Source organism: Mycolicibacterium gadium (genome assembly GCF_010728925.1).
Classification (GTDB): Bacteria; Actinomycetota; Actinomycetes; order Mycobacteriales; family Mycobacteriaceae; genus Mycobacterium; species Mycobacterium gadium.
In genome coordinates, this window is sequence record NZ_AP022608.1 from 1,459,599 (window position 1) to 1,486,246 (window position 26,648).

The 26,648-nt window shown below is 66.7% G+C and carries 31 protein-coding genes; 18 read left to right on the forward strand and 13 right to left on the reverse strand.

Annotation, left to right across the window (positions count from 1 at the left end; genetic code table 11):
* Positions 1 to 7: 7 nt before the first annotated feature.
* Positions 8 to 1,309, reverse strand: coding sequence for a Na+/H+ antiporter NhaA (nhaA, locus tag G6N36_RS07205; protein ID WP_163685870.1), 1,302 nt, complete (start codon positions 1,307 to 1,309; stop codon positions 8 to 10).
* 203 nt (positions 1,310 to 1,512) lie between these two features.
* On the opposite strand from nhaA, the gene G6N36_RS07210 reads away from it, so the two are divergent.
* The gene (locus G6N36_RS07210) at positions 1,513 to 2,424 is read left to right on the forward strand and encodes an ABC transporter ATP-binding protein (RefSeq protein ID WP_179964735.1); all 912 of its coding nucleotides are present in this window, start codon (positions 1,513 to 1,515) and stop codon (positions 2,422 to 2,424) included.
* A complete protein-coding gene (locus G6N36_RS07215) occupies positions 2,424 to 4,052 on the forward strand; it encodes an efflux permease Rv1217c-related protein (protein ID WP_163690514.1) in 1,629 nt (542 codons plus the stop codon). The genes G6N36_RS07210 and G6N36_RS07215 overlap by 1 nt, the downstream gene beginning before the upstream one ends.
* A gap of 21 nt (positions 4,053 to 4,073) precedes the next feature.
* Here the strand turns inward: G6N36_RS07215 and G6N36_RS07220 are convergent, their stop codons facing one another.
* Genes G6N36_RS07220 through G6N36_RS07230 form a run of 3 tightly spaced genes read right to left on the reverse strand, consistent with a single transcriptional unit; the run spans position 4,074 to position 6,429 of the window.
* Positions 4,074 to 4,817 carry an Rv2686c family ABC transporter permease subunit gene (locus G6N36_RS07220; protein WP_163685872.1) on the reverse strand — a complete coding sequence of 248 codons (744 nt, stop codon included), beginning with the start codon at positions 4,815 to 4,817 and terminating at the stop codon, positions 4,074 to 4,076.
* Complete coding sequence (locus G6N36_RS07225) at positions 4,817 to 5,530, reverse strand: fluoroquinolone export ABC transporter permease subunit (RefSeq protein WP_163685873.1); 714 nt, start codon at positions 5,528 to 5,530, stop codon at positions 4,817 to 4,819. Before G6N36_RS07225 ends, G6N36_RS07220 begins: the two co-directional genes overlap by 1 nt.
* Positions 5,527 to 6,429 (reverse strand): ABC transporter ATP-binding protein, encoded by a 903-nt coding sequence (locus G6N36_RS07230; RefSeq protein ID WP_163685874.1) that lies wholly within the window; start codon positions 6,427 to 6,429, stop codon positions 5,527 to 5,529. Before G6N36_RS07230 ends, G6N36_RS07225 begins: the two co-directional genes overlap by 4 nt.
* Before the next feature lie 128 nt (positions 6,430 to 6,557).
* Here G6N36_RS07230 and G6N36_RS07235 point away from each other — a divergent pair, with 128 nt between their 5' ends.
* The gene (locus G6N36_RS07235) at positions 6,558 to 6,992 is read left to right on the forward strand and encodes a GbsR/MarR family transcriptional regulator (protein ID WP_163690516.1); all 435 of its coding nucleotides are present in this window, start codon (positions 6,558 to 6,560) and stop codon (positions 6,990 to 6,992) included.
* Positions 6,993 to 7,028: 36 nt separating this feature from the next.
* On the forward strand, positions 7,029 to 7,490 hold the full coding sequence (locus G6N36_RS07240; protein WP_163685875.1) for an Rv1443c family protein: 462 nt from the start codon (positions 7,029 to 7,031) through the stop codon (positions 7,488 to 7,490).
* 31 nt (positions 7,491 to 7,521) lie between these two features.
* Here the strand turns inward: G6N36_RS07240 and G6N36_RS07245 are convergent, their stop codons facing one another.
* Both G6N36_RS07245 and G6N36_RS07250 read right to left on the reverse strand, forming a co-directional pair.
* Positions 7,522 to 8,763 (reverse strand): class I SAM-dependent RNA methyltransferase, encoded by a 1,242-nt coding sequence (locus G6N36_RS07245; protein ID WP_163685876.1) that lies wholly within the window; start codon positions 8,761 to 8,763, stop codon positions 7,522 to 7,524.
* Positions 8,760 to 10,766, reverse strand: coding sequence for an APC family permease (locus tag G6N36_RS07250; RefSeq protein WP_197746603.1), 2,007 nt, complete (start codon positions 10,764 to 10,766; stop codon positions 8,760 to 8,762). Before G6N36_RS07250 ends, G6N36_RS07245 begins: the two co-directional genes overlap by 4 nt.
* Before the next feature lie 67 nt (positions 10,767 to 10,833).
* Here G6N36_RS07250 and G6N36_RS07255 point away from each other — a divergent pair, with 67 nt between their 5' ends.
* Complete coding sequence (locus G6N36_RS07255; protein WP_163685878.1) at positions 10,834 to 11,508, forward strand: potassium channel family protein; 675 nt, start codon at positions 10,834 to 10,836, stop codon at positions 11,506 to 11,508.
* Positions 11,505 to 12,170, forward strand: coding sequence for a potassium channel family protein (locus G6N36_RS07260; protein ID WP_083123657.1), 666 nt, complete (start codon positions 11,505 to 11,507; stop codon positions 12,168 to 12,170). The genes G6N36_RS07255 and G6N36_RS07260 overlap by 4 nt, the downstream gene beginning before the upstream one ends.
* On the opposite strand, the gene G6N36_RS07265 is transcribed toward G6N36_RS07260, so the two are convergent.
* From G6N36_RS07265 to G6N36_RS07275, 3 genes are read right to left on the reverse strand one after another with little or no spacing between them, the layout of a single operon-like run.
* Positions 12,151 to 13,650 (reverse strand): MFS transporter, encoded by a 1,500-nt coding sequence (locus G6N36_RS07265; RefSeq protein WP_163685879.1) that lies wholly within the window; start codon positions 13,648 to 13,650, stop codon positions 12,151 to 12,153. The genes G6N36_RS07260 and G6N36_RS07265 overlap by 20 nt on opposite strands.
* Positions 13,640 to 14,356 (reverse strand): DUF3159 domain-containing protein, encoded by a 717-nt coding sequence (locus G6N36_RS07270; protein ID WP_179964736.1) that lies wholly within the window; start codon positions 14,354 to 14,356, stop codon positions 13,640 to 13,642. Before G6N36_RS07270 ends, G6N36_RS07265 begins: the two co-directional genes overlap by 11 nt.
* Positions 14,353 to 14,724 carry an OB-fold nucleic acid binding domain-containing protein gene (locus G6N36_RS07275; RefSeq protein ID WP_163685880.1) on the reverse strand — a complete coding sequence of 124 codons (372 nt, stop codon included), beginning with the start codon at positions 14,722 to 14,724 and terminating at the stop codon, positions 14,353 to 14,355. Before G6N36_RS07275 ends, G6N36_RS07270 begins: the two co-directional genes overlap by 4 nt.
* Positions 14,725 to 14,860: 136 nt before the next feature.
* Between G6N36_RS07275 and G6N36_RS07280 the strand changes: the two genes are divergently transcribed.
* Positions 14,861 to 15,559, forward strand: coding sequence for an alpha/beta hydrolase (locus tag G6N36_RS07280; protein WP_163685881.1), 699 nt, complete (start codon positions 14,861 to 14,863; stop codon positions 15,557 to 15,559).
* 58 nt (positions 15,560 to 15,617) lie between these two features.
* Here the strand turns inward: G6N36_RS07280 and G6N36_RS07285 are convergent, their stop codons facing one another.
* A complete protein-coding gene (locus G6N36_RS07285; protein WP_163685882.1) occupies positions 15,618 to 16,364 on the reverse strand; it encodes a DUF3710 domain-containing protein in 747 nt (248 codons plus the stop codon).
* A gap of 1 nt (position 16,365) precedes the next feature.
* Positions 16,366 to 16,830, reverse strand: coding sequence for a dUTP diphosphatase (gene dut / locus G6N36_RS07290; RefSeq protein ID WP_163685884.1), 465 nt, complete (start codon positions 16,828 to 16,830; stop codon positions 16,366 to 16,368).
* Positions 16,831 to 16,855: 25 nt separating this feature from the next.
* Between dut and G6N36_RS07295 the strand changes: the two genes are divergently transcribed.
* Positions 16,856 to 17,335, forward strand: a complete 480-nt coding sequence (locus G6N36_RS07295; RefSeq protein WP_163685886.1) for a DUF3093 domain-containing protein — start codon at positions 16,856 to 16,858, stop codon at positions 17,333 to 17,335.
* A gap of 5 nt (positions 17,336 to 17,340) precedes the next feature.
* Here the strand turns inward: G6N36_RS07295 and G6N36_RS07300 are convergent, their stop codons facing one another.
* On the reverse strand, positions 17,341 to 17,643 hold the full coding sequence (locus tag G6N36_RS07300) for a DUF4193 domain-containing protein (protein ID WP_024445904.1): 303 nt from the start codon (positions 17,641 to 17,643) through the stop codon (positions 17,341 to 17,343).
* Between the two features lie 164 nt (positions 17,644 to 17,807).
* On the opposite strand from G6N36_RS07300, the gene cei reads away from it, so the two are divergent.
* On the forward strand, positions 17,808 to 18,464 hold the full coding sequence (cei, locus tag G6N36_RS07305) for an envelope integrity protein Cei (protein ID WP_163685887.1): 657 nt from the start codon (positions 17,808 to 17,810) through the stop codon (positions 18,462 to 18,464).
* Positions 18,465 to 18,503: 39 nt separating this feature from the next.
* Here the strand turns inward: cei and G6N36_RS07310 are convergent, their stop codons facing one another.
* On the reverse strand, positions 18,504 to 19,352 hold the full coding sequence (locus tag G6N36_RS07310; protein WP_308205904.1) for an inositol monophosphatase family protein: 849 nt from the start codon (positions 19,350 to 19,352) through the stop codon (positions 18,504 to 18,506).
* Between the two features lie 158 nt (positions 19,353 to 19,510).
* Here G6N36_RS07310 and ppgK point away from each other — a divergent pair, with 158 nt between their 5' ends.
* From ppgK to G6N36_RS07355, 9 genes are all read left to right on the forward strand, one after another.
* Positions 19,511 to 20,317 (forward strand): polyphosphate--glucose phosphotransferase, encoded by an 807-nt coding sequence (gene ppgK, locus G6N36_RS07315; protein WP_163685889.1) that lies wholly within the window; start codon positions 19,511 to 19,513, stop codon positions 20,315 to 20,317.
* Between the two features lie 138 nt (positions 20,318 to 20,455).
* Positions 20,456 to 22,066, forward strand: a complete 1,611-nt coding sequence (locus G6N36_RS07320; RefSeq protein WP_264000889.1) for an RNA polymerase sigma factor — start codon at positions 20,456 to 20,458, stop codon at positions 22,064 to 22,066.
* 131 nt (positions 22,067 to 22,197) lie between these two features.
* Entirely contained in the window at positions 22,198 to 23,112 is a 915-nt protein-coding gene (locus G6N36_RS07325; protein WP_197746604.1) for a tyrosine-type recombinase/integrase, read from the forward strand.
* Positions 23,113 to 23,396: 284 nt separating this feature from the next.
* Complete coding sequence (locus G6N36_RS07330) at positions 23,397 to 23,717, forward strand: hypothetical protein (protein WP_163685891.1); 321 nt, start codon at positions 23,397 to 23,399, stop codon at positions 23,715 to 23,717.
* A gap of 106 nt (positions 23,718 to 23,823) precedes the next feature.
* Positions 23,824 to 24,309, forward strand: a complete 486-nt coding sequence (locus tag G6N36_RS07335; RefSeq protein ID WP_163685893.1) for a hypothetical protein — start codon at positions 23,824 to 23,826, stop codon at positions 24,307 to 24,309.
* A 316-nt stretch (positions 24,310 to 24,625) separates the two neighbouring features.
* A complete protein-coding gene (locus G6N36_RS07340; RefSeq protein WP_163685895.1) occupies positions 24,626 to 25,030 on the forward strand; it encodes a hypothetical protein in 405 nt (134 codons plus the stop codon).
* Positions 25,027 to 25,701: a zinc finger domain-containing protein gene (locus G6N36_RS07345; protein WP_163685896.1), complete on the forward strand. Its 675-nt coding sequence runs from the start codon at positions 25,027 to 25,029 to the stop codon at positions 25,699 to 25,701. The genes G6N36_RS07340 and G6N36_RS07345 overlap by 4 nt, the downstream gene beginning before the upstream one ends.
* Complete coding sequence (locus G6N36_RS07350; RefSeq protein WP_163685898.1) at positions 25,701 to 25,982, forward strand: hypothetical protein; 282 nt, start codon at positions 25,701 to 25,703, stop codon at positions 25,980 to 25,982. Before G6N36_RS07345 ends, G6N36_RS07350 begins: the two co-directional genes overlap by 1 nt.
* On the forward strand, positions 25,975 to 26,445 hold the full coding sequence (locus G6N36_RS07355) for a hypothetical protein (protein WP_163685900.1): 471 nt from the start codon (positions 25,975 to 25,977) through the stop codon (positions 26,443 to 26,445). The genes G6N36_RS07350 and G6N36_RS07355 overlap by 8 nt, the downstream gene beginning before the upstream one ends.
* The last annotated feature ends 203 nt before the right edge of the window (positions 26,446 to 26,648 follow it).

The following is a 26,648-nucleotide window of genomic DNA, read 5'->3' on the forward strand; positions in this document are numbered from 1 at the left end:
CGTCAGTCTACGCACCGGGTTCGGTGCGGTCCTGCCGAGACGCGTAGACATCGGGCACACCGTCAAGATCGTGGTCGGCGGTCTCCATTTCATGAATGCGCCGATACGCCGCGTTGCGGCTCAACAACACCGCGGATGCCAGTACACCTGCGACAACAGACCCGACCAGGACGCCGATCTTGACGTCGTCACCGGCCGGGGTGCCGTGCCCGAACGCCAGCTCGCCGATTAATAACGAAACTGTGAACCCGATCCCGGCCAACAGCGACACGCCGAGGACATCGCGCCAGGCGAGGTCGTCGTCGAGGTTCGCGCGGGTGAACTTGGCCAGCAGGAACGCGGTGCCCCACACGCCCAGCGGCTTGCCGATCACCAGCCCCGCGATGACCCCGTACGTGACGGGATGCGTCAGCGCCGACCCGAAGCCGGACCAGCCACCGACCGTGACACCGGCGGCGAAGAACGCGAACACGGGCACCGCGAAACCTGCGGAGACTGGACGCAGCCGATGCTCGAAGTCCTCGGCGGACGCATGGCGGCCCAGCACCGGCACGGTGAAGCCCAGCACCACGCCGGCGACGGTGGCGTGCACGCCGCTGGCATGCACCAGCGCCCACGTCGCCACCGCGAGCGGGACCAGCAGCCACCAGTGCCGCATCCCGCGCTGGACGGCGAGGGCGAACAATCCGCCCGGCACCAGCGCCAGCGCCAGCGCCCCCGGCGAGAGGTGGTCGGTGTAGAAGAAGGCGATCACGATGATCGCCAACAGGTCGTCGACCACCGCCAAGGTGAGCAGGAAGGTGCGCAGCGCGCTCGGCAGGTGGGTCGACAGCACCGCCAGCACTGCGACCGCGAACGCGATGTCGGTGGCCGTCGGCACCGCCCACCCGACGACGTTCTCCGGGTGTCCGGCCGCCAGGTTGACGCCGATGAAGATCGCGGCGGGCACCGCCATGCCGCCGACGGCGGCGAGGATCGGCAGCGCGGCTCGGCTCGGGTCTCGCAGATCTCCGGCAACGAACTCGCGTTTGAGTTCCAACCCGACGACGAAGAAGAAAATCGCCAGTAATCCGTCGGCCGCCCAGGCGGACAAACTCAGCTGCAGGTGCAGCGATTCGGGCCCGAACGTGAATTCCGAAAGCGCGTCATAGCCCTGCGACCACGGCGAGTTCGCCCACACCAGCGCTGCGCCCGCCGCGAACAGCAGCAGGACACCGCCGACAGTTTCCGTGCGAAGGATTTCGGCGAGCCGCTGAGTTTCGGGCCAGCTGCCCCGAGTCAGCAGACGCCGGCTCAGTCGATTGATCACCCGGTGCCTCCTCCTGGTCGCGGTTCACCGACTGCCGACCAGACTTCCCGGCACACCTTGGGACAACCCTATGCCATGGCCCGATGCCCGGCGCGGCAACCAATCTGGTGTCCATGTGCAGGCGCGAGTACAGTCCTCGCCAGGTGCGCCGGGAAGTCTGGTCGGCTGTCAGTTGACCGACCCTGGAAGGCCCGGTGTATGCCATGTCATCCGCGTCTGCGCGCGCCAAATCCGACGACGCCCTTCGAACCGAGGGACTGACCAAACGTTTCGGTTCAATCGTTGCGGTCGGCGACCTGAGTCTTGCCGTCTTGCCAGGGGAAGTCTTCGGCTTTCTCGGCCCGAACGGTGCAGGCAAATCCACCACGATCCGCCTGCTGCTCGGCCTGATCCGACCCACCGCAGGCACGGTGACGATCTTCGGTCACCCCGCCGACGATGTCCGTATCGCCCATCGGCACTTGGCGTACGTACCCGCCGATGTCGCGCTGTGGCCGACGATGACCGGCGCTGAGATCCTCGAGTTGAGCGCCAACATCGGTCCCGAGATCGACGCGGAGTACCGGGCGGAGCTCGTCCAGCGTTTCGCACTTGACTTGGATCAGAAGGGCAAGACCTACTCCAGCGGCAATCGGCAAAAGGTCGCGATCGTCGCCGCCTTTGCCACCCGGGCGCCGTTGTTGGTGCTTGACGAGCCGACCAGTGGCTTGGACCCGTTGATGGAGCGCGAATTTCGGCGTTGTGTCATCGAGGCCCGCGAGCGGGGCCAGACGGTGTTCCTCAGCTCTCATCAATTGGCCGAAGTCGAGGCACTCTGCGACAGGGTGGCCATTCTGCGGAACGGGCGGCTCGTCGAGATCGACTCGATCGCAGAGTTGCGCCGACTGCGCCGAACATTCATCGAAGTCACCTATCGCGATGCAGAACCGCAGTTGACAGGCGTGCCCAATGTGAGCAACCTCGAGCGACTTGACGGAAAGCGTCTGCGGTTCAATGTGTCAGGGTCACCTGCATTGGCACTCCGCGCGCTTGCCGCGGTCGACATCACGGCCATCGCGATGCACGAACCGACGCTCGAAGAAATCTTCCTGGACTACTACGGGAAGACATCGTGATGACCACGACCCTTGCCGTCCGCCGTGCCCGCATTCACCGCGCGCCGGCCGGCCGAGCGATCATTGGCCTCGCCATCCGACAGGTGCGGCGCGGCACACTGCTGGTGGGCGGTGTCTGCGCGGGAATGTCCGCCGTGGTGGCCATCCAATATCAGACCACGTTTTCGAGCGAGATCAATGAAGGCGCACTGCGCGCGTTGGCGGAAAACCCAGCCATACGAGTGCTTTTCGGAACTCCTCTGGCGCTGGATGATCCGGGAGGGTTCACAGTGTGGCGCACCGGCACACCGGTGCTCATGCTGGCCGGCGTGTGGATCATGCTGACCGCTGTCCGGGTTACGCGGGGCGAGGAGGATACCGGGCGCTGGGATCTGTTGCTGTCCGGGCGAATTCGCAGAGCAGACGTCCTCTTGCGCTACCAACTGGTTCTGGCCGGCGCAGCGTTGACGATCGCCTGCGGAGTCGGCGTCGGAATGGCCGTCGCGGGCACGGACGCCCACGGCGCAATCATCTACGCCGCCGCATTGTTCGGTGCGACGATGACGTTCGCCGGGCTCGGGTTTCTGTCGGGGCAGATGATGCCGAGCAGGTCTTCGGCCGCCGGCCTCGCCGCAGGCCTTCTGGGATCAGCTCTGTTGGTACGGATGCTCGCCGATGGAGTATCGACTCTGGCATGGTCGGCATGGATCAGCCCGCTGGGTCTCATCGCTCGGGCGGCGCCATATGCCGAGAACCGAATCGCTCCGCTGTTGGTGCTGGCGGGCTATGCGGTCGTGCTGATGGTGGGCGCAGTCGCGGCCGCGTGTCACCGCGATCTCGGCGCCGGGCTGGTTACTGTCTCGGCGCAACGTTCGGGGCGCGTGGGCCTACTCGGGTCGTTGACGGGTTTCGCAGCGCGCCGCGCCCTGCGTCCCACGGCCGGGTGGGCCGCGGCGATAGGCACTTACTTCGTGATCGTCGGAGCGTTGATCGCCTCGATGCTCGACTTCTTCGAAGCGAATCCGCGGTTCGCTGAATTAGCCGCGGCGGCGGGTTTCGCGGGCCTGAACACGGCGGAGGGTTTTGTCGCCGCATTGTTCAGCCTGATGACGATCGCGACGGGGTTGTTCGCGGTGGCGCGGCTTGCGGCCTTCGTCAATCACGAGACAGCACGGCTGTGGACCATGTCGTTTGCCTCGCCGTGCTCTCGTGAACGCTTGCTGGGCACTGAGATAGCAGTTACCGCAGTTGGATTGGCGTTGTTGCACCTCGTCGCAGCAGCGGCCGTATGGAGTGGGGCTGCGCTCACCGGCGCCCCACTGCGGATCGGCGATGCACTGGCAGGCGCCCTCAACACCGCCCCCGTTGCGTGGCTGGCACTCGGCGCGGCGGCCCTAGCCGTCGGCTGGCTCCCGTCGGCGGTGGGCGCCGTGGGTGCGCTGCCTGTGGTCGGGGGGTTTCTGCTCAACGTCATCGCCGAAAGCATGCGGGCTCCGGCGTGGGTGCTGAACATCTCGCCGTATGTGCATATCGCGGCGGTGCCGTCGGCTTCACCCGAGGTTCTGGCCACGATCACGTTCCTGGTTGTCGGAGGAGCGCTTACGGCAGTGGGAATCGCGGGCTACCGCCGGCGCGATTTGACCTCCTGAGTTGGCATTCGCATCTCGTCATCAGGTGTTCTTGGCGACGAATCGTCGGAAAAGTGGCCACGCGATGGCCACGTTGTAGATCACGCCGGCCAGCACGTACGGCCACCAGGTTCCATGCGCACTGGCCACCCAGAACGCTTTGGCCGCCCAATACGGCGGGAGCACGCCGAATGCCAGGTTCCACGCAGAGTCGATGAACCACGGCAGACACGGCAATCCGGCGATGAGCATGCCGAGGGCGCGAACCATGGCGATGCCTTGGATCTTGTTGCCCGCGACGGCCACGATCACCAACAGTGTGACGACCGCTGACAATCCGGCGAGCAGGCCGATCGGTATCAGGATTGGGATCAGTCCGGGTTGGAGTATCCCGCTGAGCGACATCGTCGCCACCACGTAGACAGTCGTCACCACCATCACCGTGCCGGCACGGTAGGTGAAGTACGTCGACAGCGGCACCGGCGTCACTCGCAGCGCGCTCATCGTGCCTGCGTCGACCTCATCGAGAACGAGGAATGCCCCGAGTCCCCCGGCGATGATGATGCTTGTCAGCAGTAAGAAGGCGGTGAGAACGAGCGGATAGTACGGAACCAGATCGAAGTCGTACCTAGCCGCGAGCATGTCGGTGAACAACGGGACGAGTATGACGACTCCGACCGTCCAGATGACGGGCGCCAAAACGATCATGACCAGCAGCGGATCACGGTGGGTACCGCGAAAATCGTTGCGGCCGAAGGCTGCCAAAGCTTTGCGGGACGTCGTCATCACTCGCCCCCAGCCTTGGCGATCACGCAGCGGCCGAACAGCGCCTTGGCGCCCACGTACAGCACCGCCACGCTGACGACGGGATACAGCACCGCGTAGGTGAACTGCCACGCCGACAACGTCACCTGATCAAAGGCCTGGCCGAGCAGCAGCAGAGGTCCGAGAGTCGGAATCGCATAGAGCGCCGGGTTCTCCCACACCCCGGAGTAGTACAACGCCGGCAGTCCTGTCATCACTGCGAGTGGAACAGTCGCCGACATGAACCAATCGCTGACCGACGAAAATGGCAGCGAGGTGATGAAACCGACGAGCAGGTTCAGCAGCGTGCCGAGCACCACGCCGGCCAGCAGTGGCAGCGGACGATAGGACAGTCCGTGCGCCACCGTCACAACCACGAACGCGACAAGAACCGAAACAAGCGATAGCACAGCGAGTTTGGCGCTCAGGTACTCCCAAAATCGTAAGGGCGTCGAAATGACGGCTCCGAGTGTGCGCTCCTGCTTCTCGAAGAACACTGAGCCGCCGATGAAGAAAAAACCGATGATCGCGATGTCGCCCAAGAGGACGTACGGCTCGACGATCAGCCGCAGGTCATATGACATAGGCAGCAGCACCGTCAGCCAGATGAGTCCGGAGAAGACCGCCGCATGCAGGAACTTCTGCCTGATCTGAAGTGTGACCTCGAGTCGCAGTGTGCTCAGCAACCGCGTCACGTCAGCTGCCTTCCGGTGGTTTCGACGAACACGTCGTCGAGCGTGGCCTCCTTGCTGTGAATGGTCTCCACCTCGCGCCCGCGTAGCAGGGCATGGAAGGCGGGATCGTCGGCCAGCCGATCCATATCGAAGTCGGCTGCCTCGAACGTGCCGTCGACTCCGCGATAGGTCACCCGCACTTGTCGCTGGCTTCGGGCTACCTTGAGCTCGGTGGGCGTATCGAGAGCGACGATGCGCCCATCGACAATGAAAGCGACTCTGTCGCACAGCTCGTCGGCAGTCGACATGTCGTGAGTGGTGAGAAAAACGGTGCGCCCCCTGGCCTTGAGCGCCAGGATCATGTCCTTGACCTTACGTGCGTTCACGGGGTCCAGGCCCGATGTGGGCTCGTCGAGGAACAACAACTCGGGGTCGTTGAGTAGCGAACGCACAAACGTCAAACGCATCTGCATTCCTTTGGAGTACTTGCCGACTCGGAGTTTCGCGTGTTCTGCCAACCCGACGGCATGCAATAGCTCCAAGGGGTCCAGCGTGTCGACGTCGTACAAGGACGCGAAAAACTTCAAATTCTCGAGCCCGGTGAGCTTCTGATAATGGTTCGGCAGCTCGAAGGACACGCCGATGCGCTGGTAGTAGTCGGGACCCCAGGCCCGCGGTTCCCTGCCCCAGACCGCAGCTTCACCCCCGTGGCCGCCGAGCAGCCCGATCAGAAGTTTTTGTGTCGTGGACTTACCCGCTCCGCTCGGACCCAGGAATCCGAAGATTTCTCCCCGCCCCACCGAGAAGTCGATCCCGCGGACCGCCGGCTCGGCGCTCTTCGGATAGGCGAAGGTCAGTCCGCGGACGCGAATGACCTCAGCTGTGGCACTGCATGCGGCGGTCGGCGGGCTGGTCTGCATCGGGTCGCTCCCTTTCACGCACGGATATGAAACTTCCGACCAGACTTCCCGGAGCGCCGCCATCACTATACTGAAGTTTCAGAAAATTCAGAAGTCTGTAGAGGAGATCCGTGTCCAGCCCCGCTGACCTGCAGAGGGCAGCCGAAGAGCTTGCCCTCGTGTTGACGAATCACGGGCTGCAGCGGATGACGGCGAGGGTTCTTGCGACGCTGCTGTTCACCGAACAACCGAGCTTGACCATGAGTGAACTCGCTGAACAGCTACGCGCGAGCAATGGCGCGATCTCCACCGCGATCAAGATGTTGAGCTCGGTGGGTCTGGTCGAGCGACAACCGGCGCCGGGCAGCCGCCGCGAACATTACCGCCTGCGTGACGACGCATGGACCGTGCTGTACACCAACCAGAACGCCGTACTCGCGGCGATGAGAAGTGCCGCCGAGGCGGGAATCGAGGCGACGGCGGCGGACAGTCTCGCCGGCCGACGCCTGGCCGAGATGCGTGACTTCTACGACTTCTTGCTCGCCGAGATTCCGGCCCTGCTGGAACGGTGGCGTGCAAAGTAGGCGCCCGCGAGGATTTGTCGGATAGCTTTGAGCCTCGTGATCATCGAACGGCAGAACATCGTCGATGCGCCCGTCGAGCGGGTGTGGGCCCGTGTGGTCACACCCGAGGGCATCAATGACGAACTGCGGCCGTGGATGACGATGTCGATGCCGCGCGGCGCGAAAGACCACACCGTGGAGACCGTGCCCATCGGAACCCCGATCGGTCGCTGCTGGATGCGACTGTTCGGCGTGTTGCCATTCGACTACGACAACCTGATGATCGCTGAACTACGGCCGGGCCGCGGATTCGACGAGCAGTCGACGATGCTGTCCATGCGCAGCTGGCGCCACGAACGCACGCTGCATCCCGATGGGGACACGAAAACCGTTGTGCGAGATCGTCTCACCTTCGAGCTGCGCACTCCCCTGCGGGTGCTGACACCTGTAATCGGCGCCGGGATTCGCGCGCTGTTCGGACATCGACAGCGACGGCTGCAGCGGTATTTCGATAGCTGATCGGCTCGCGGCCCGGAGCATGGCAGCGGCGTCAGCGTGTCAGCACGGCGACGCATTCGACGTGGTGAGTCAAGGGGAACGAGTCGAACACCCGCAGATCTTCGACGGCGTATCCGTGGCCGCGGTACAGCCCGATGTCGCGGGCGAACGAGGCGGCCTCACAACCGATGTGAATCACCCTCGGCACCTCGGCGTCGGCCAGCAGGTCGATCACCTCGCGGCCGGCTCCCGTTCTCGGCGGGTCCAGCACCGCGACGTCGGCTCTCCCCCGCTGACCGGTCAACGCCCTTCTCACGGAGTCGGTGACGACGGAGACCCATCCCAGGTCGGCCAACGCCGCGCGCGCCGAGCGTGACGCCCCGCGCGACGTGTCGACGGTCAGGACCCTCCCGGTGTCGCCGACGGCCTGCGCCAGCGTCGCCGCGAAAATCCCTGCCCCGCCGTACAAATCCCATGCCGTCATGCCCGGGCGCAGTTGAGCCCATTCGGTCACCAGCTCGGTGTAGACCCGCGGGGCGTCGCGGTGCGCCTGCCAGAACGCGGTCACCGGTACCCGCCACACGCGGTCCCCGACGCGCTGCACCGCCTCGTACTCGCCTTCGATGGCGTGCGTGGCGGACTTGCGGCCCTCACGCGGACCCGACTGCACGACGTGGCGGTCACCATCGTCGTCGACGGCGACGTGGACATGGGCACCGTGCGGCCAGACCCAGTCGTTGACACCGTCGAGCATGCCCGCCGGCAGCTGCGCACAATCGAGATCGGTGACCAGCTCGGCGCTGTGGTAGCGATGAAATCCCGCCTTGCCCCGCGCAGAGGTGTCCAATCGCACGCGGGTTCGCCAACCGGTGACCCCGCCCTGACCCACCGGCTCGGCCACCGCGACGGCCTCGTCGCGCCATGCATATCCGCCCAGCCGCACCAGCTGATTGGCGACGACCGCACCCTTCAGCCGCCGCGCCGCAGCCGGATCGGCAAAAGCCAGATCGCAACATCCGGCACCGTCCACCCCGGCGATCGGGCAGATCGAGGCGACCCGGTCGGCAGACGGATCGATGACCTCGACAACGTCGGCGTGCCAATATGATCCGCGATCCGAGGCGCCGTCCCTGATCCGGACGCGGACGGTCTCACCGGGCAACGCGTAGCGCACAAACACCACCCGCCCTTCATGGCGCGCGACACAACTGCCGCCGTTGGCAGGCGGCCCCACGGTCAAGGTGAGTTCGGTCGGCGAGCCGGGTGGCCCGCCGACCCTTTCGTCGCCGCTCAATCCAGAAAGCCCCTGCGTGCGTCGCCGGGAGCGGACTGTGGCGCCAGCGTTTTCAGGCGCTCCGACGAACTTAATTGCCACGGAACCGATGTCACCATCACGTTAGGCTCGAACAACAGCCTGCCCTTGAGTCGTAGCGCGCTCTGGTTGTGCAACACCTGCTCCCACCAGTGGCCGACCACGTACTCGGGGATGAACACCGTCACGACGGTGCGCGGTGACTCCTTGCTGACCCGCTTGACGTAGTCGAGCACGGGGCGGGTGATCTCTCGGTACGGCGAGGCGATCACCTTCAACGGCGTGCTGATGTCGCTGCCCTCCCATTTGTGCACCAGCGCACGCGTCTCAGCGTCGTCGACGCTGACCGTGATCGCCTCGAGTACGTCGGGGCGGGTGGCCCTGGCATAGGCCAGTGCCCGCATGGTCGGCAGGTGCAGCTTGGATACCAGCACGATCGCATGGTTGCGACTCGGCAACACCATGCCGTCGGCCTCTTCGGCCTCTTGCGCCTCCAGTTCGCGCGCCACGGTGTTGTAGTGCTTGTGAATGGCTTTCATGATCACGAACAAACCACCCATCGCAAGAATGGCGATCCAGGCACCGACGAGGAACTTCGTCACCACGACGATGATCAGAACCGTTCCCGTGCAGAGCAACCCGATGAAGTTGATGATTCGGGAACGCTTCATCTCGGCACGGGCGGAGGGCTCGGTCTCGGTGCGCAACAGCCGCGTCCAGTGGCGCACCATCCCAATCTGGCTGAGGGTGAAGGATACGAAGACCCCGACGATATACAACTGAATGAGCGCGGTGACCTCGGCCCGGAACGCGACGATGAATGCGATGGCGGCGAGTGCGAGAAACAGGATGCCATTGGAGAACGCCAGCCTGTCGCCGCGGGTATGCAACTGTCGGGGCAGGAAACGATCTTGCGCCAGAATCGATCCCAGAACCGGGAAGCCGTTGAATGCGGTGTTGGCCGCCAGCACCAGGATCAGCGCCGTGACGCCGGCAATCAAGTAGAGCCCGATCGGAAAATTGTGGAAGACCGCGTCGGCGAGCTGAGTGATGAGGGTTTTCTGGTCATAGTCGGGCGGGGCACCGACGAGTTGTTCACCGGGGCGCTCTGCGATCTGCGCACCCGTTGCCTTGGCCAGCATGATGATGCCCATGAACATCGAGATGGCGATCGCGGCCAGCAGCGCCAGCGTCGTTGCCGCGTTACGCGACTTCGGTTTCCGGAACGCCGGCACGCCATTGCTGATCGCCTCCACGCCGGTCAACGCGGCACTCCCGGAGGAGAACGCCCGCGCCACAAGGAAAACCAGCGCGAAACCGAGGATCTCGCCGTGCTCAGAATGCATCTCGAAGCCCGCCGACTCCGCTTGCAGTGGTCGACCGAGCACATAGATCTGAAAGAATCCCCAGCCGAGCATGACGTATATGCCGAACATGAAGGCATAGGTGGGGATCGCGAACGCGGTGCCGGACTCCCGAACGCCACGCAGGTTGATCGACGCCAACAGCAGGATCGCGATGACGGCGAACAACACCTTGTGCTGACCGACGAACGGCACGGCCGACCCGATGTTCGACATTGCCGAGGCCATCGATACCGCCACCGTCAGTACGTAGTCGACCAGCAGCGCGCTCGCGACCGTCAGGCCCGCGGTCGGGCCGAGGTTTGTGGTGACCACCTCGTAGTCGCCACCGCCCGACGGGTAGGCGTGCACGTTCTGCCGATAGCTGGCGATCACGATCACCATCACCACCGCAACCGCTAGTCCGATCCAGGGCGCCATCGAGTAGGCCGCCAGGCCCGCGACCGAGAGCACCAGAAAGATCTCCTCCGGCGCATAGGCGACGGAGGACATGGCGTCGGAGGCGAACACCGGCAGGGCGATCCGCTTGGGCAGCAGGGTGTGCGACAGCTTGTCGCTGCGGAACGGACGGCCCAGAACCAGCCGCCGCGTGACGGTCGAAAGCTTTGACACGAGTGCCAAGGGTAAGCCCAGAGGGGAATGGTTGTAGCGTTCCGAGTGCGCAGGTTCGACCGGAAGGGACCAACAGGTGCGAGTAGTGGTGATGGGATGCGGCCGCGTCGGCGCTTCGCTGTCCGACAGTCTGGCCCGCATAGGCCATGACGTCGCGGTCATCGATCGGGACAGCACCGCGTTTCACCGACTGTCCCCGGAGTTTCCGGGTGAGCGGGTGCTGGGCATGGGATTCGACCGTGACGTGCTGTTGCGGGCGGGTATCGAGGACGCCGGTGCGTTCGCCGCCGTGTCGTCCGGCGACAACTCCAACATCATCTCCGCGCGCGTGGCCCGCGAGACGTTCAGCGTCGAGCGCGTGGTCGCCCGTATCTACGACGCCAAACGCGCCGCCGTGTACGAGCGACTGGGCATTCCCACCGTCGCCACCGTGCCGTGGACGACCGATCGGCTGCTCAACGTGCTGACGCGCGAAACCGAGACCACCAAGTGGCGCGATCCGTCGGGCAACGTCGGCGTGACCGAGCTGGCGCTGCACGAGGAATGGGTGGGGCGACGCCTGACCGACCTCGAAACGGCCACCGGCGGCCGAGTCGCGTTCCTGATCCGCTTCGGCGAGGGCTACCTGCCCGACACCAAGACCGTCGTCCAGGCCGGCGATCAGGTGTTCATGGCCGCCATCGCCGGACACATCGCGGAGGCGCTGGCCATCGCCGCGCTGCCGCCCAGCGAGGACGTCGAGGCGCCATGAGGGTCGCCATAGCGGGGGCGGGCGCGGTCGGACGTTCGATCGCCAGGGAACTCGTCGACAGCCACGAGGTCACCCTGCTCGAACGCAACCCCGACCACATCGACGTCGACGCGATTCCCGCCGCACAGTGGCGCCTCGGCGACGCCTGCGAGCTGACCGTGCTGGAGTCGGTGAGCCTGCACGAATTCGACGTCGTGATCGCCGCCACGGGCGACGACAAGGTCAACGTGGTGGTCAGCCTGCTGGCCAAGACCGAGTTCGCCGTGCCGCGGGTGGTTGCCCGCGTCAACGACCCGCGCAACGAGTGGCTGTTCGACGAGAGCTGGGGCGTCGACGTGGCGGTGTCCACACCGCGAATGTTGGCCTCCCTGGTGGAGGAAGCCGTCGCCGTCGGCGATCTGGTGCGGCTGATGGAGTTCCGCAAGGGTCAGGCGAACCTGGTGGAGATCACGCTGCCCGACGACACGCCGTGGGGCGGTAAACCCGTCAAGCGTCTCGAGCTGCCGCGCGACGCGACTCTGGTGACGATCTTGCGTGGTCCGCGGGTGATCGTGCCCGAGGGCGACGAGCCGCTGGAAGGCGGCGACGAGCTGCTGTTCGTCGCGGTCACCGAGGTCGAGGATCGACTGCAGGAACTCCTGCTCAATCCCGAGGCGCGCTGACCGAGCGCGGCGGGTAGGCAGGCGGCGGGGTCGCCCTGTCGTAACACGGTGCCGTCGACTCCGGCGAGACGCGGCCGAGATCGCCCTGATCATTGCGGATACCCACCGCCGAGATCACCGCGGCGAGCGCAAAGAGTCCCGCCGTCACCAGCATGCCCTGCCGGAAACCAGCGAAATCGACTGCGCCGCCGATGATTACACCGGTGAAGGCGATCGCGACCAGACCCGAGATCCGCGATACCGCGTTGTTGATCGCCGAGCCGATGCCGCTCTGCGCAGGGTCGACAGCGGACAGGATCGCCGCGGTGAGCGGCGACACGGTGATCGTCAACCCAAGGCCGAACACCACCAGCCCGGGCAGCAACTGCGTCCAGAAGTCGAACGGCTCAGCCGCCCGCGACATCAGCAGATAGCCGATCGCGGCGATCAGCGGCCCGATCGCCATGAACAGTCGCGGACCGTGGAGCCCGGCCAGCGTGCCGAACCGGCGCGCGAGCAGAAACGACAGCACCGGGACCGGCAGAGTGGCCAGTCCTGCCTCCGTCGCCGAAAGGCCTGCCGTCTCCTGGAGGAACAGCCCGACGACGAGCATGCCGAGTGAGACGCCGGCGTACAGGAACACCGTGGCAAGGTTTCCGACCGCGAAATTGCGGGCAGCGAAGATGTGCAGCGGCATCATCGGATCGGGTGTTCGCCACTCCCACAACGGGAATGCCATCAGGCAGGCGATTCCGACCGCCAAGGCGACGACGACCGCAGTATGTGAGAAGCCCAAGCGCTGCCCTTCGATCAGGGCGTACACCACGCCCGTCAGTCCGGCCGCGTTCAGCCCCGCTCCGACGACGTCGACGCGCGTCGACCGACTGGATGCGGTGAACTCCCCCGACGGCAACCTGGTCGTGAGATACAGCGTGATTGCCAACGGCACGAGGTTGACTCCGAAGATCCACCGCCAGTTCAGCGCGTCGACCAACACGCCACCGAGCAGTGGGCCGACCACAAAAGCCGTTCCGGTCCAAGCGGTCCAGGTTCCGATCGCGCGGGCCTGCGCCGACCCGGAGAAGCGAGCGTTGATCATCGCGAGCGAACTGGGCACCAGGAACGCCGCGCCGATGCCCTGCAGGCAGCGGGCGGCGACGAGCACCCAGCCGGTGGGCGCCAACGCACACAACACCGAGGAGACCGCGAAAATCATGAGTCCCGCTCGCAACACCGCCAGGCGGCCGTACTGGTCGGAGATGGCTCCCGCGACGAGGATCAGCGCGCCGAGGGTGAGCAGATATCCGTCCACCACCCACTGCTGCAGCGCCAGGCCGGCCAATTCGGTGCGCGCGAAATCACGCGCGATGGCGGGCAGCGCCAGGTTGACCACGGACCCGTCGAGAAACGCGACGAACGACGCCAGCACCGCGACCGCGACGAGCGATCTATCGGTGTCGTCGGTGCGACGCGGGCTCGGATCGTCAGGCTCAGTGGGCATCCGGCTGCGTCACGCCCGGATTCTCGCGCTGCATGTCTTCCGGAAGGACTTCGGCCGCTTCGGCGTCTGGGGCCTCGGCGTGGATCGCGCGTTGTGCCGCCCGAATGGCCAGATAGGTCACCAGCGCCGCCACCGCGGTCAGCGGCCAGCCCATCGAGATGCGGGCGACGCCCAGCCAGCCTGTCTGATCGGCGTCGTATAGGTGGTGCTGCACGACGAAGCGGGACGCGAAGACGAGCACCCACACCATTGTCGCGATGTCGAACGCGCGCACCGCCTTGCGCACGCTGCGCCAATCGCGGTCGTGGTCGTTGACCCAGCCCCACACGTAGCCGACGACGGGACGGCGAATAAGCACCGACAGGGCGAAGACGGACGCCCAGATCAGCGATGACCAAATACCAAGCAGGAAATAGCCTTTGGACTCACCCATGAAGTAGGCGATTCCGGCGCAGACCCCAACGCCGATGAAGCCGGAGATCGCCGGCTGGGTCGACTCGCGCCGCACCAGCCGCCACACCAGGATGACGGCGGCGATGGTCAGGGCCGAGTAGACGGCCGCGGTGAGCCCGAAGAACTGCGACACCGGAACGAATGCCACGACCGGCAGCGAGGAGTAGATCAGGCCGCTGACGCCGCCCATTTGCTCGAGGACGGCGTGTGCCTTGCTGGAACGCTTCCCCGGTTCGGTTCCGGGGTCACTCACTTTTGGATCTCGTAGTGCGGGTTGTAGATCGCCTTGGTGCCGTTGTCCAATTTGCCGACCCGACCGTGGACCTTGAGAGTGCGACCCGATTCGATGCCGGGGATCCGGCGCTGGCCGAGCCAGACCAGCATCACGGTGTCGGTGCCGTCGAACATCTCGGCTTTGACCCCGCCCGCGCATCCCTTGCCGTTGCATTCGACGCTGCGCAGGGTGCCGATCATCGTGACTTCCTGGCCGCGTTGACAGTCGATCGCCTTGGAGGCGCCGGTGTTGGCCGCTTCGTCGGACAACTCTTCAACGTCGAGCTGTTCCGGGGCTTCAGTCAGCCGCCGGGTCAGTCGGCGTAGGTACCCTTCGGCCGTAGCCATGGCCTCTCCTGAACGTTCTGCAGATCTACCGTTGATCTATACCCCGAACAACGCCACGGTAGACCTCTTGGTTCCGATCTGCCACGCAGGGCGGGTCGACGCGCCGATCAGGCAGTTCGAAGGGCACGATCGTGTGATGAGCGTCATTCTCCGCGGCGTCACGACGGTGCTCCTGCCCGGCACCGGATCCGACGACGACTTCGTCTATCGGGCGTTCTCGGATGCCCTGCACGGCGAGGGCGCAGTCGTGGTCACCCCCAAACCTCAGCCGCAGCGATTGGTCGACGGTTACCGCGAGGCATTGGACAACGCGGCGCGCACGGCCCCGATCGCCGTCGGCGGTGTGTCCATCGGCGCCGCGGTCGCCGCTGCGTGGGCGCTTGCTCATCCCGGCCGCGCGGTGGCGGTCCTCGCCGCCCTGCCGGCCTGGACGGGCGCGCCCGACACGGCTCCGGCGGCGATAGCTGCACGCCATTCCGCGAGTGTGCTGCGGCGCGACGGGCTGGCCTCGGCCACCGCTCAGATGCGCGCGGGCAGCCCGCCGTGGCTGGCCGACGAGCTGACCCGCTCGTGGGTCGGCCAGTGGCCGGCGCTGCCCGACGCGATGGACGCCGCGGCAGCCTTTGTCGCGCCGACGTGCAGCGAGTTGGAGAAGCTGGCGGTCCCCATGGGGATTGCCGCGGCGACGGACGATCCAGTGCACCCCGTCGAGGTGGGCGTCGAGTGGATGACGGCGGCTCCGCGCGCTTCGTTGCGCACGGTCACGCTCGACGAGTTGGGCGCCGACCCCGCGGTGCTGGGCGCGGCTTGTGTGTCCGCGCTGCTGGAGGCGTGACTCTCTGCGAATCGGGCGCGCAAACGCACCCCCACGGTCGGCTGGCGCGCCGAATTCGCTAGCCGCCGGTGATGGTCCGCAACTGCTGCATGGCAGAACCCTGTTCGCTGCGACGCGCGGCCGGCGTCGGCGCCTCGGGCGGTTGCCCGCCGGCCTGCTGCGCCTGCTGAGCAGCGGCCCGTTCGGCGGCGGCGCGCAGCTGGTTCGCCATCGGTTCGGGCAACTCGACAGGCAGCGGGGTGCGCACCGGCAGCGGGGTGTCGCCGCGGCGAACCACCGTGTCGGCCAAGGCGTCTCGCGCCTGCTTCGCCAGCGCCTCGGCGTTCTCCTCCGGCCCGTTGACGACGCACCGGATCATCCAGCGATAGCCGTCGATGCCGATGAACCGCACGACACCGGCCCCCTGCGGACCCGATGCCGCACCGACGACCTCGCGGCCCCACCGGCCGTCCTTGATCGACACCTGGGCGGAGTCCTTGCGCAGCGATTCCGCCAATTCACCGGCGACCTCACGCCACAGGCCGGCGGATTTCGGGGCAGCGTAGGCGGCGACGGTGAATCGGCCGTTGGGCGTGACGACCCACACCGCACTGGGCACACCCTGCGGGGTTAGCTCCACCTGCACCTGTCCGGCCTCGGGCAGCGGAATCAGCACCGAGCCCAGGTCCAGACGTCCTTCCGCTGCGACCGCCGGGTCGTCGAAGTCGTCGATGTCGAACGGTCCGTCCGGCTCGACGTCGGTTTCGGTCACCGAGGTGACCTCATCGCCACTGTCACTGCTGTCTTTCTGCCTACCGAATGCCATTTCACAAACTCGCATGTCCGCCGGAGGAACCGTGGCCACCGTCGCCACGGGAGGTGTCTGCCAAACCAGCCTCGTCGAACGACGTCACCTCGACCAGGGCGGGCAGTTCGACTCGCTGGACCAATAGCTGTGCGATCCGGTCTGCGCGGTGTACGACGATGGGTTCGGCAGGGTCGAGATTGATCAGTGACACCTTGATCTCGCCGCGGTATCCGGCGTCGACGGTGCCGGGGCTGTTCACGATCGAAAGTCCAACGCGGGCAGCCAAACCCGAGCGCGGATGGATCAGTCCGACCATTCCGTGCGGGATGGCGACGGCGATGCCGGTCGGCACGAGCGCACGCTGACCGGGAGCCAGTTCGACGTCGATGGCGCTGTACAGATCCACCCCCGCGTCGCCCTCGTGGGCGCGACTCGGCATGGGCAGATCGGGGTCCAGGCGCACGACCGCGAGAGTGGTGGACACGACGTCAGAGATTACTCTTGGCCGCGTGTCCGACACGCGCGCCACGTCCCAAACCGTCCGCTATCGCGAACGGCTGATGGTGCCGTGGTGGTGGTGGCTGCCCGGCCTGGGATTGGCGGCGCTGATCGGACTGGAGGTCAACCAGGGTGTGCCCGCGATTCCCGTTTGGCTGCCCTACGCCGTATTGCTGCCGGTCGCGGCGGTGGCGCTGTTGATGTTGGGCAGCACGCAACTGCGCGTGGTCGCCGGCGAAGGCGAAACCGAGCTGTGGGTCGGTGACGCACATCTACCCGTCGGCGTCATCTCCAGGTCTGCCGAAGTTCCGCGCAGCGCGAAATCGGCGGCATTGGGCCGTCAGCTGGACCCGGCCGCCTACGTCGTGCACAAGGCGTGGATAGGGCCGATGGTTCTGTTGGTTCTCGACGACCCGGATGATCCGACGCCGTATTGGCTGGTGAGCTCGCGCCATCCCGACCGAGTGCTGGCGGCCCTGCGTAGTTCGTGAAGCCGTCAGGCGGCGCAATCGGTGCAGATCATCACGCCGTTCTTCTCGCTGGCGAGCCGACTGCGGTGATGGACCAGGAAACAGCTCGAGCAGGTGAACTCGTCAGCTTGCTTGGGGATGACGCGAACCGACAACTCCTCGCCGGACAGGTCGGCACCGGGCAGTTCGAATGATTCGGCGGATTCGGATTCGTCGACGTCGACAACCGCGGACTGGGCCTCGTTACGCCGCGCCTTGAGCTCCTCCAGCGAATCTTCCGAAACGTCATCGGTTTCGGTACGCCGGGGGGCGTCGTAATCGGTAGCCATTTCCTGTCCCCTCCATCAAACCTTGCAGCAGTGCTTTGTACCAGCGTCGAACGCATCCACCAAACGATTCGTGCCCGGAATGAAACACGTTGCACTGTGATTTACATCACAGTCACTAGGATGCCACCTCAAGGTCGCAGCGACGGGACCTCTAGAGTGCTCTCGTGGTCGCGCAAATCACCGAGGGTACGGCATTCGACAAGCACGGCCGCCCGTTCCGGCGGCGCAATTACCTGCCGGGCATTCTGGCGCTCGTCGCCCTGTCCGTCGTGACGCTGACGATCTGGGTCATCGCCCTGAACCAGCCGGTCGCGGTGGAGGAGACCGCCGCGTGCAATCCCCCGCCGCCGCCGGCCGACGCGAACAACCCGCCGCCGGCGCTCGGCCGGCAGATCACCCGTAGCGAGATGGTCGACGTCACCCCGGCCAAGCTCGCCGACACCAAGATCAGGGTGCTCAACGCCAGCGGGCAGGGCGGCCAGGCCGCCGAGGTGGCCGGCGCACTACGCGATCAGGGCTTCGCCGAGCCGACGGCGGCCAACGACGCCGTGTATGCGAGCGCCCGACTGACATGCCAGGGCCAGATTCGGTTCGGGCCCTCGGGCCGGGCGGCCGCGGCCGCCGTCTGGCTCGTCGCGCCGTGCACCGAACTGTTCGAAGACGAGCGCACCGATGACACCGTCGACCTGGCGATCGGCACCGAGTTCACCGAACTGAGCCACAGCGACGACATCGACGCCGTGCTGGCCAGCCTGCGCCCCGACGCGACGCAGACAGCCGATACGGCTCTGCTTGAAAAGATTCACTCCAGCACCTGCTAGGGCAGGTAACTTCCCGGCGCTCAACGGGTTTGGGTAAAGCTAAACCGCACCCGCCCGGTACAGCACAGCCGCAAGCTCGTCGGAGATGCCTGGTGCGCACGCGATGATCAGGCCGGGTGTGCCGTCGCTGGCCGGCAGCCGCAGCGTCGCCCCCGCCTCTGCGGCGATCAACGCGGCCGCGGCCCAGTCCCACACATGCACGCCGTCTTCGTAGTAGGCATCCAGACTGCCGGCCGCCACCATGCAGAGATCGAGCGCGCACGACCCGAAACGACGGATGTCGCGGACGGCGGGCAGCACCGCGGTGAGGACTTCGGCCTGCCTTGTCCGCTTCTCAGAGGCATACGAAAACCCGGTGCCCACCAACGACATCGACAGTTCGTTGGCGGCGCTGGCCCGAAGCCGCGTCGTCGTTCCCCCGTGTTGCAGGCCGGCGCCGTGACCCACGGCAGCGGAGTACAGCGCGCCGGTGGCGACATTCACGACCGCCCCGGCCACCGATGCTCCGCCGCGTTGGACGCCGACCGAGACCGCGTATGCCTCGAGGCCGTACACGAAGTTCACGGTGCCATCGATCGGGTCGAGCACCCACGTCAACCGTCCGTCGTTCGTTCCGCCCTGCTCCTCACCCATCACGGGTTCCCCCGGACGCAGGACCGCCAGCCTGTCGCGCAGCAGCGCCTCGGTTTCGGTGTCGACAACAGTGACCGGGTCGGTCGGCGTGCTCTTGGCCTGCACCGGTGAACCGGTGCTCTGATCGCCGAAAACCTCGGCGCGGCGCGCACGCACGAACGCGGCCGCCTCGGTGGCCAGTTGCTCGGCTACCGAGCGCAGCAGAACGGGATCGGTCAAGGATTCCCGGCCCGCCGGGGTGTCGTTTTCGACCACCCGCACATCGCAACACAGTCCGGCAACACGCGGGGACCCTGTTCGCTATCCGGTTGCGCGACTGGGCCGGCGCGTTATCAAGGGATCGCCCATGAGTTTTACCAAGCCACTAAGGTGTGTGGCGCATCGCAGTGCCGGGCCGATCCAGAGGAGCGCCGATGACAGCCAACGATTCAGCCGCAGAAGCGGCGGCCACCGGCGCGGGCCAACGGCGCGGGTTCGGCATCGATGTCGGCGGAAGCGGCGTCAAGGGCGGCATCGTCGACCTCGACACCGGTCTGCTGATCGGAGACCGCTTCAAGCTCGAGACCCCGCAACCGGCCACCCCCGAAGCGGTCAGCAAGACCGTCGCCGCCGTAGTCCGCGAGTTCGGTTGGACCGAGAAAGTCGGGGTCACCTATCCGGGTGTCGTGACCGACGGCATCGTGCGCACCGCCGCCAATGTGGACAAGGGCTGGATAGGCAGCAATGCCAGCGAGTTCTACAGCAAGGCACTCGGCGGCCAGCAGGTGACCGTGCTCAACGATGCCGACGCGGCCGGGCTGGCCGAAGAGAGGTTTGGCGCGGGCCGGGACAACACCGGCGTCATCGTGCTGCTCACCTTCGGCACCGGCATCGGCTCGGCCGTGATTCACAACGGCGTACTGCTGCCCAATACGGAGTTCGGTCACCTCGAGGTCGGGGGCAAGGAGGCCGAGCATCGCGCGGCGTCCTCGGTCAAGGAAAAGAAGGATTGGAGCTACGAGCGCTGGACCCAAGAGGTGACAAAGGTCCTGGTAGCGATCGAAAACGCAATCTGGCCGGACCTGTTCATCGCCGGCGGCGGCATCAGCCGGAAAGCCGACAAATGGATTCCGCTGCTGCAGAATCGCACGCCGGTGGTGGCGGCAGCGCTGCAGAACACCGCAGGCATCGTCGGCGCCGCGATGGCCGCTGCGGTCGACGTCACAGCTACCGGCAAGTAGCCACGCCGAAACCATCGAATTTGCCGCTCAAGGCGGCAGTGGCACACACTGTCGTTACAATGGACGACGGCGGCCGTAGCCCGGATAGCGGCGAGATCAAACCGCCGATACTCGACAGCCGACATTTTTCGATGGCGCATGACCCCAGCCTGCGTTGGGATCCGCACTGCCCACCGGAACGAAGTACGACGAAAGGGTGACGTGGCAGCGACTAAGGCAAGCCCGGCAATCGATCAGCCGGTGAAGCGCACCGCTACCAAGACCCCGGCCAAGAAGGCCCCGGCGGCGAAGACCGCCAACGGTTCGGCACCAGCCAAGCGGGCCGCCAAGACTCCGGCCGCGAAGGCGACCAAGGCCACGACCGCCGCCAAGGCGACCACCGCCAAGGCGACCACCGCGACCAAGCCCACCAAGGCTGCGGCCAAGGCCGCGCCCGCCAAGCGGGCCGCCAAAGCCAAGACCGACGGCGCGCCGGCGACCCGCGGCCGGGCCAAGAAGGCCACGTCGCCCGAGGCGGATGCGACGAAGGTCGACGGCGAGGTCGAAGAGCTCGAGACCGACGACGTCGAGGTGGAGCCCGACGGTGACCTCGAAGTAGAGGACGTCGATCTGGAAGACCTAGAAGTCGACGACGACGAGCCCGTCGCGGCTGAGGCCGAGGAAGGCGCGGCCGCCAAGCCTGCACCCAAGGTCGCGGTGGCAGCCCCCGCGACCGACGACGAGGAGATCGCCGAGCCGAGCGAAAAGGACAAGGCGTCGGGCGACTTCGTCTGGGACGAAGAGGAATCCGAGGCTCTGCGGCAGGCCCGCAAGGACGCCGAGCTGACGGCATCTGCGGACTCGGTGCGCGCCTACCTGAAGCAGATCGGCAAGGTGGCACTGCTCAACGCCGAGGAAGAGGTCGAGCTCGCCAAGCGCATCGAGGCCGGCCTGTACGCCACCCAGCTGATGGCTGAACTCGCCGACAAGGGCGAAAAGCTGCCCGCCGCGCAGCGGCGCGACATGGCGTGGATCTGCCGTGACGGCGACCGCGCGAAAAACCATCTGCTGAAAGCGAACCTGCGTCTGGTCGTGTCGCTGGCCAAGCGCTACACCGGTCGCGGTATGGCGTTCCTGGACCTCATCCAGGAGGGCAACCTCGGTCTGATCCGTGCGGTCGAGAAGTTCGACTACACCAAGGGCTACAAATTCTCGACGTACGCGACATGGTGGATCCGGCAGGCGATCACCCGCGCGATGGCCGACCAGGCCCGCACCATCCGCATCCCGGTGCACATGGTCGAGGTGATCAACAAGCTCGGCCGCATCCAGCGAGAGCTGCTTCAGGACCTGGGCCGCGAGCCCACTCCCGAAGAGCTGGCCAAGGAAATGGACATCACGCCGGAGAAGGTGCTGGAGATCCAGCAGTACGCGCGTGAGCCGATCTCGCTGGACCAGACCATCGGTGATGAGGGCGATTCGCAGCTGGGCGACTTCATCGAGGACTCCGAGGCCGTGGTCGCGGTCGACGCGGTGAGCTTCACGCTGCTACAGGATCAGCTGCAGTCGGTGCTGGAGACGCTGTCGGAACGCGAAGCGGGTGTGGTTCGGTTGCGGTTCGGCCTGACCGACGGCCAGCCGCGCACCCTCGACGAGATCGGTCAGGTCTACGGCGTCACGCGTGAGCGCATCCGCCAGATCGAGTCCAAGACGATGTCGAAGTTGCGCCACCCCAGCCGCTCTCAGGTGCTGCGCGACTACCTGGACTAGGCAACACGCCCGTTTCGGGTCTTTACCAGCGAAAACGCGCAGTTCGCCGCTTAGCACACAGCTGCCAGTTAAGGTATTGGGCATGCCAAGTAGCTGCCCCGTACCTGCCCACACCCGCCTGGCGGTGCCCTGTGGCCGCTAAGCGCACTCCCCCGCCGCCACCCGACTTGCAGCCACTGGTGGCCAGCTGGGAGCTGGCACTGCGCAGCGACCGCAAAAGCCGCGAGACCATCAAGAGCTACCTGGCTGGCGTCAACCAGTTCCTCGCCTGGTGTGATGCCGAGGGCCAGGTGCCCGAGCTGACCAAGCCGCTGGTCCGCGCCTTCGTGGCACACCTGTTGGAGCAGGGTGCTGAACCGGCAACGGCGCGAGCGCGGCAGCTCTCACTGCGCCGCTTCTCCGCATGGCTTGAGGAGGAGGGCGAGATCGACAGCGACCCGCTGCTGGGGTTGAAGGCACCCAAGCTGGACACGAAGGTGACGCAGAGCTTGGACGACGAGCAGGTGCGCGCCCTCGTCAAGGCGTGCGCGGGCAAGGAGTTGCGCGACCGGCGCGACGAGGCGCTGGTGCGGCTGATGGTCGAGACGGGCATGCGGGCCGGTGAGGCGGTGGCGCTGCGCCTCGACGACATCGACTTGGTGCGCGGGGTGGCGATGGTGGTGCGCGGCAAGGGCGGCAAGGGTCGCCTGGTGCCCTTCGGCGCACAGACGGCGCGGGCCATCGACCGCTACATGCGACTGCGCCGCGCCCACCTGCGGGCCGACACCGCCGACTTGTGGCTGGGCGAGCGGCAGAAGGGGTTCAGCTACTACGGGTTGCACGCGGCGCTGCGCGACCGGGCGGCCAAGGCGGGCCTGGTGAGCTTCCACCCCCATCTGCTACGCCACACCGCCGCATCGCGGTGGCTGGCCGCCGGTGGCAGCGAGGGCGGTCTGATGGCCGTGGCGGGGTGGACCACCCGCGACATGATCGACCGGTACACCCGCAGCACCGCCGCCGAGCGCGCGGCAGCGGAAGCCCGCAGCCTCGGCCTGGGCGACCTGTAGCCACTCAACACGCGGTGTACCTACCCCCAGTTTTAGCTGGTGCCGCTGCGCTAAGCCGCAGCTGAACCACGCCCAGCGCGCTTGGCATCGCCTGTGGCGCAATGCTTCTCACCAGTCGCCGCCCGCACCGTGTACTAGCCTGTGCCTGCCAGCACAACTACATACCGCCAACCGCCAAGACCGCGTCATGCGCAACGCCAGCCCACAAGGGGCCGTCAACGACACGGGGCCAGCAGGGAGACCTGACTGGCCCTTTGTCTTTGGCCAACCCCTAGGAGGGCCAAGTGTCAACCGGCACACCAGAAATGACGCCGCCAGGCGACCCGCTGGAGGCCAAGACGGGGCTACCCGCCGAACAGCGGCGCGCCCGCGCACAGATCGCAGCGCACTCACGCTGGTCTCGCACCACCAACCGGACGGCGGCCACCGCAGCGGCGCGCGGCGCGCAGCTGCGCAAGCTCGAAAACCAGGTAGACCCCAAGCGGGAGCTGTCGCCTGAGTTGCGCGGCAAGCTGGTGGAGAACGCCCGCCGCGCGCAGATGATCAGCATGGCCTACGCCAGCGCCAAAGCCCGCCGCCAGCGCAAGGCAGGCGGTGCCCGGTGACCGCCGCTGCGGACACCTGGGCCAGGCACTGGCTGAGTGTGGTCGTCGGTGAGCGCCCGCCGCGAAAGCAGCCACCAGCGCACTTGCGCACAGGCGGTGGCGCCGGGTGACACAACCACCTGCCGCCCGGCGGTCCACGGGCTCGCAGCTGCAGCGCAACCCGATACGGCGCCTAGGTGGCAGGCCGACTCGCGGCTGCACCCTGGTGCCCGACGAATTGATCCGACACGGCGTACCCGAGATCAAGGCCGAGGGGCTGGCGGTCATGGTGCTGCTGCTGTCGCACGCCAATGGCTGGGAAACGTCGGCAGTAGAGATGAGCCACCAACTTGGCTGGGGTGAGAACCGGCGCCGCGTCCGCGCCGCCTTGGAGCGCCTGGTGAAGGCGCGCCGCCTGGTGATCCGCGAGCACCGCCGCGACGGCGGCGGTCGGCTGTGCCAGGAGTACATCTTCCACGCGGACGCGCGGCGATTCAGCGAAGAGGAATGGACCATGTGGGCGGCGCCAATTGTGTTGCCCGCCCACTGCAAGGGGTGCACCAATACGGTGCAGGGCGCCTGCACCGAAACGGTTCAGGGTGACGCCCCATGAGTGGCTGCGAAGGCTGCACCGAAGTGGTGCAGGCGGCCTGCACCACTTGGGGTGCAGGGTCATGGGGTGGAGGCCTGCACCAACGGTGGTGCAGCCCCCCTGCACCACCGTTGGTGCAACAAAGGAAACAAACCAAGGTAAGAGACCTACCCAACGCAAACTCCTCCTTCGTCGGAGTTCACGTTGGCCGTAAACCTGGTGGTTGCTTCGTGTGGGTGGTTGACCACAACGCAAGTCGAGCACGCAACCGCCAGACCGCGCGCGCGGAGACACGGTGCGGCCTGCCGCCTGAGCCACGCAGCTGTGAGCTAACGCCATGAGGCGCTGCCGGGACTGCAGCACGCGGCTGCGTCGCGATAACAAGACCACCCGCTGCGCGGAGTGCCGCCTGGTGCGCCGCAACGAGCGGCTGACCACACCGGCCATGGCCGAGCGCCGTGACGCACTGCTGCGGACCGCCGCCATAGCGCGCCGCACGGCCGAACTGGATGCCGAAATCGACGCCGACAGAGAGGGATCACCGATGACCGCACGTGACGACCAGCTGGGCCTGGACACAGAGCAAAATCCTGGCACGGGCAAGTGGCGGTTCCTGTGGACCAGCCCGCACGCTGCCAGCGTGATCGGCCTGTTCTCGCACGACACGGAAGCGGCGGCGCGCCAGGAGGGCCGGGCGTTCGTGCGGCGCCAGCAGCGGGCAGCCCGGCGGGGCAAGCGGTGAGCGTCAACGCTGGCGGCCCAGCGGAGCAGCCCGAGGGTGGCAGCACCGGTCTGGCCGGCGGTCACCGCAGACGGGAAGTGGCAGCAGCACTGCAGGTTGCCTGCCCTGTCCCGACGTGCGGTGCGCAGCCGGGCCAGCCGTGCACCATCCGGCGCCATCATGGCCCCGATGCGCGCCACCGTGCCCGCATCGAGGTGGCCAGGCCCAGGAAGCCGCAGCCCGCACCGTGGCCCGTCGATGGGGCTGGGCTGCTGCTGTTGTGTCAGCAGTGCTGGCAGGAGATTTCGGGAGACGGTTACGCCACCGCCAACCACCGCGCGGCCTTCATGCGCGGCAAGGCCCTGCTGGCGTGGCGGCGGGACAACCCCGGCGTAGACGTACGGCGCGGCCCGGCCCCGGTGCCGTGGCGGCTGGTCCACCGGGCTTGCGACAACGGTCGCCGTGACGACGACTTCCGCATCGACGCGCGGTACCTGCGCAATGCCTGCCAGCTGCTGCACCTGAGCGTACGGCTGACCGGCAAGCAGTGGGTGCCGAACACCGACTGGGCCGCGCTCGTCGCGCACATCATGCGCGCCTCAGCAGCCCCGGAACCAGAAACGGCGGCGGCAGCCCAACGCCGCGCCGAGGCCGCCAAGCGCGCTGTGCCGCAGGAGGATCAGGACGGCTGATGGCCACCAACGACGTTGCGCCGCCACCACCGGAGGACACGCACGACGAATGCGGGTATGCGGCAGCTGCTTCCGGCCCCGTAGCGCTTATCTGCAGCGTCAAACGCAGCTACACCACCCGGTCAGACATCTCGTTCTACGCCACCGAGGCCCAAGCCCGCGCCGCCGCCGCGCACTGCCGCGACGACACCAGCGTCGGCCACACGATCATCGCTACCAGTCCCGGCGGTGGTTATGCGAGCACCACCCTGGCCCAACCCACCAAGGAGAACCATGACTGACGAACCGGTGCCGGGCCTGCAACAGCTGCCCGCCGAGGCGCTGCACCAACTGGCCGCCGAGTTCAGCATGCTGGCCCAGCTGCCCACCGCCCGCACCGCCGCCGCGTGGGCTGACGGCTGGTGCTGGCGCATCGACCGGCCCATGGGCCTGGACGACCGCGCCGACCTACAGCCGCCCGGCCTGGACACGTTGCGGGTCGGCGAGCTAGTCGTGTTGCGTGACCACTTCGGGCAGTCCCGCTGGTGCTGCTCGCCCACGCCCGGCCTGGCCGCCTGGTGCCGCCAGCTGGTCGAGGCTTTGGTGGACGAGTTCGACCGGCGCGTGTGGGTGCGGGCCAACGAGGAAGCGCGCTTCCAGATCATTGCGGCTGAGGAGAACCGGCGGGACCGCGAGGGCAAGGCGCCGCCCGACCTGCGGGGCCTGCCTACCTGGAAGGAGATCAGCAGCCCACCCGATGCGTGAATTGTGAAGCGCGCTGGGCACTTACAGCGACGCGCCGCGCCAACGCCGCTGCTGGACGCTTGTCGGCGGGCGGGCGTACGATCCGACACCAGCAGTTCGCCGTGAGTGGCTCGGCACGGGTAAAGCGGCGGCTGCGACACTTCGCCGCTGAGTGGCTCGGCACGGGTAAAGGCGGCGGCAGCAGGCCCGAGTGGCTCGGCACG

Coding starts and splice junctions, on each gene's coding strand:
- G6N36_RS07300 (WP_024445904.1), bottom strand. CDS start 17,643: ATGGCTACCGATTACGACGCCCCCCGGCGTACCGAAACCGATGACGTT.
- G6N36_RS07215 (WP_163690514.1), top strand. CDS start 2,424: ATGACCACGACCCTTGCCGTCCGCCGTGCCCGCATTCACCGCGCGCCG.
- G6N36_RS07210 (WP_179964735.1), top strand. CDS start 1,513: ATGTCATCCGCGTCTGCGCGCGCCAAATCCGACGACGCCCTTCGAACC.
- G6N36_RS07220 (WP_163685872.1), bottom strand. CDS start 4,817: ATGACGACGTCCCGCAAAGCTTTGGCAGCCTTCGGCCGCAACGATTTT.
- G6N36_RS07355 (WP_163685900.1), top strand. CDS start 25,975: ATGACTGACGAACCGGTGCCGGGCCTGCAACAGCTGCCCGCCGAGGCG.
- G6N36_RS07350 (WP_163685898.1), top strand. CDS start 25,701: ATGGCCACCAACGACGTTGCGCCGCCACCACCGGAGGACACGCACGAC.
- G6N36_RS07265 (WP_163685879.1), bottom strand. CDS start 13,650: ATGCCCACTGAGCCTGACGATCCGAGCCCGCGTCGCACCGACGACACC.
- G6N36_RS07285 (WP_163685882.1), bottom strand. CDS start 16,364: ATGGCATTCGGTAGGCAGAAAGACAGCAGTGACAGTGGCGATGAGGTC.
- ppgK (WP_163685889.1), top strand. CDS start 19,511: ATGACAGCCAACGATTCAGCCGCAGAAGCGGCGGCCACCGGCGCGGGC.
- G6N36_RS07280 (WP_163685881.1), top strand. CDS start 14,861: ATGAGCGTCATTCTCCGCGGCGTCACGACGGTGCTCCTGCCCGGCACC.
- G6N36_RS07275 (WP_163685880.1), bottom strand. CDS start 14,724: ATGGCTACGGCCGAAGGGTACCTACGCCGACTGACCCGGCGGCTGACT.
- G6N36_RS07340 (WP_163685895.1), top strand. CDS start 24,626: ATGAGGCGCTGCCGGGACTGCAGCACGCGGCTGCGTCGCGATAACAAG.
- G6N36_RS07230 (WP_163685874.1), bottom strand. CDS start 6,429: ATGCAGACCAGCCCGCCGACCGCCGCATGCAGTGCCACAGCTGAGGTC.
- G6N36_RS07260 (WP_083123657.1), top strand. CDS start 11,505: ATGAGGGTCGCCATAGCGGGGGCGGGCGCGGTCGGACGTTCGATCGCC.
- G6N36_RS07320 (WP_264000889.1), top strand. CDS start 20,456: ATGACCCCAGCCTGCGTTGGGATCCGCACTGCCCACCGGAACGAAGTA.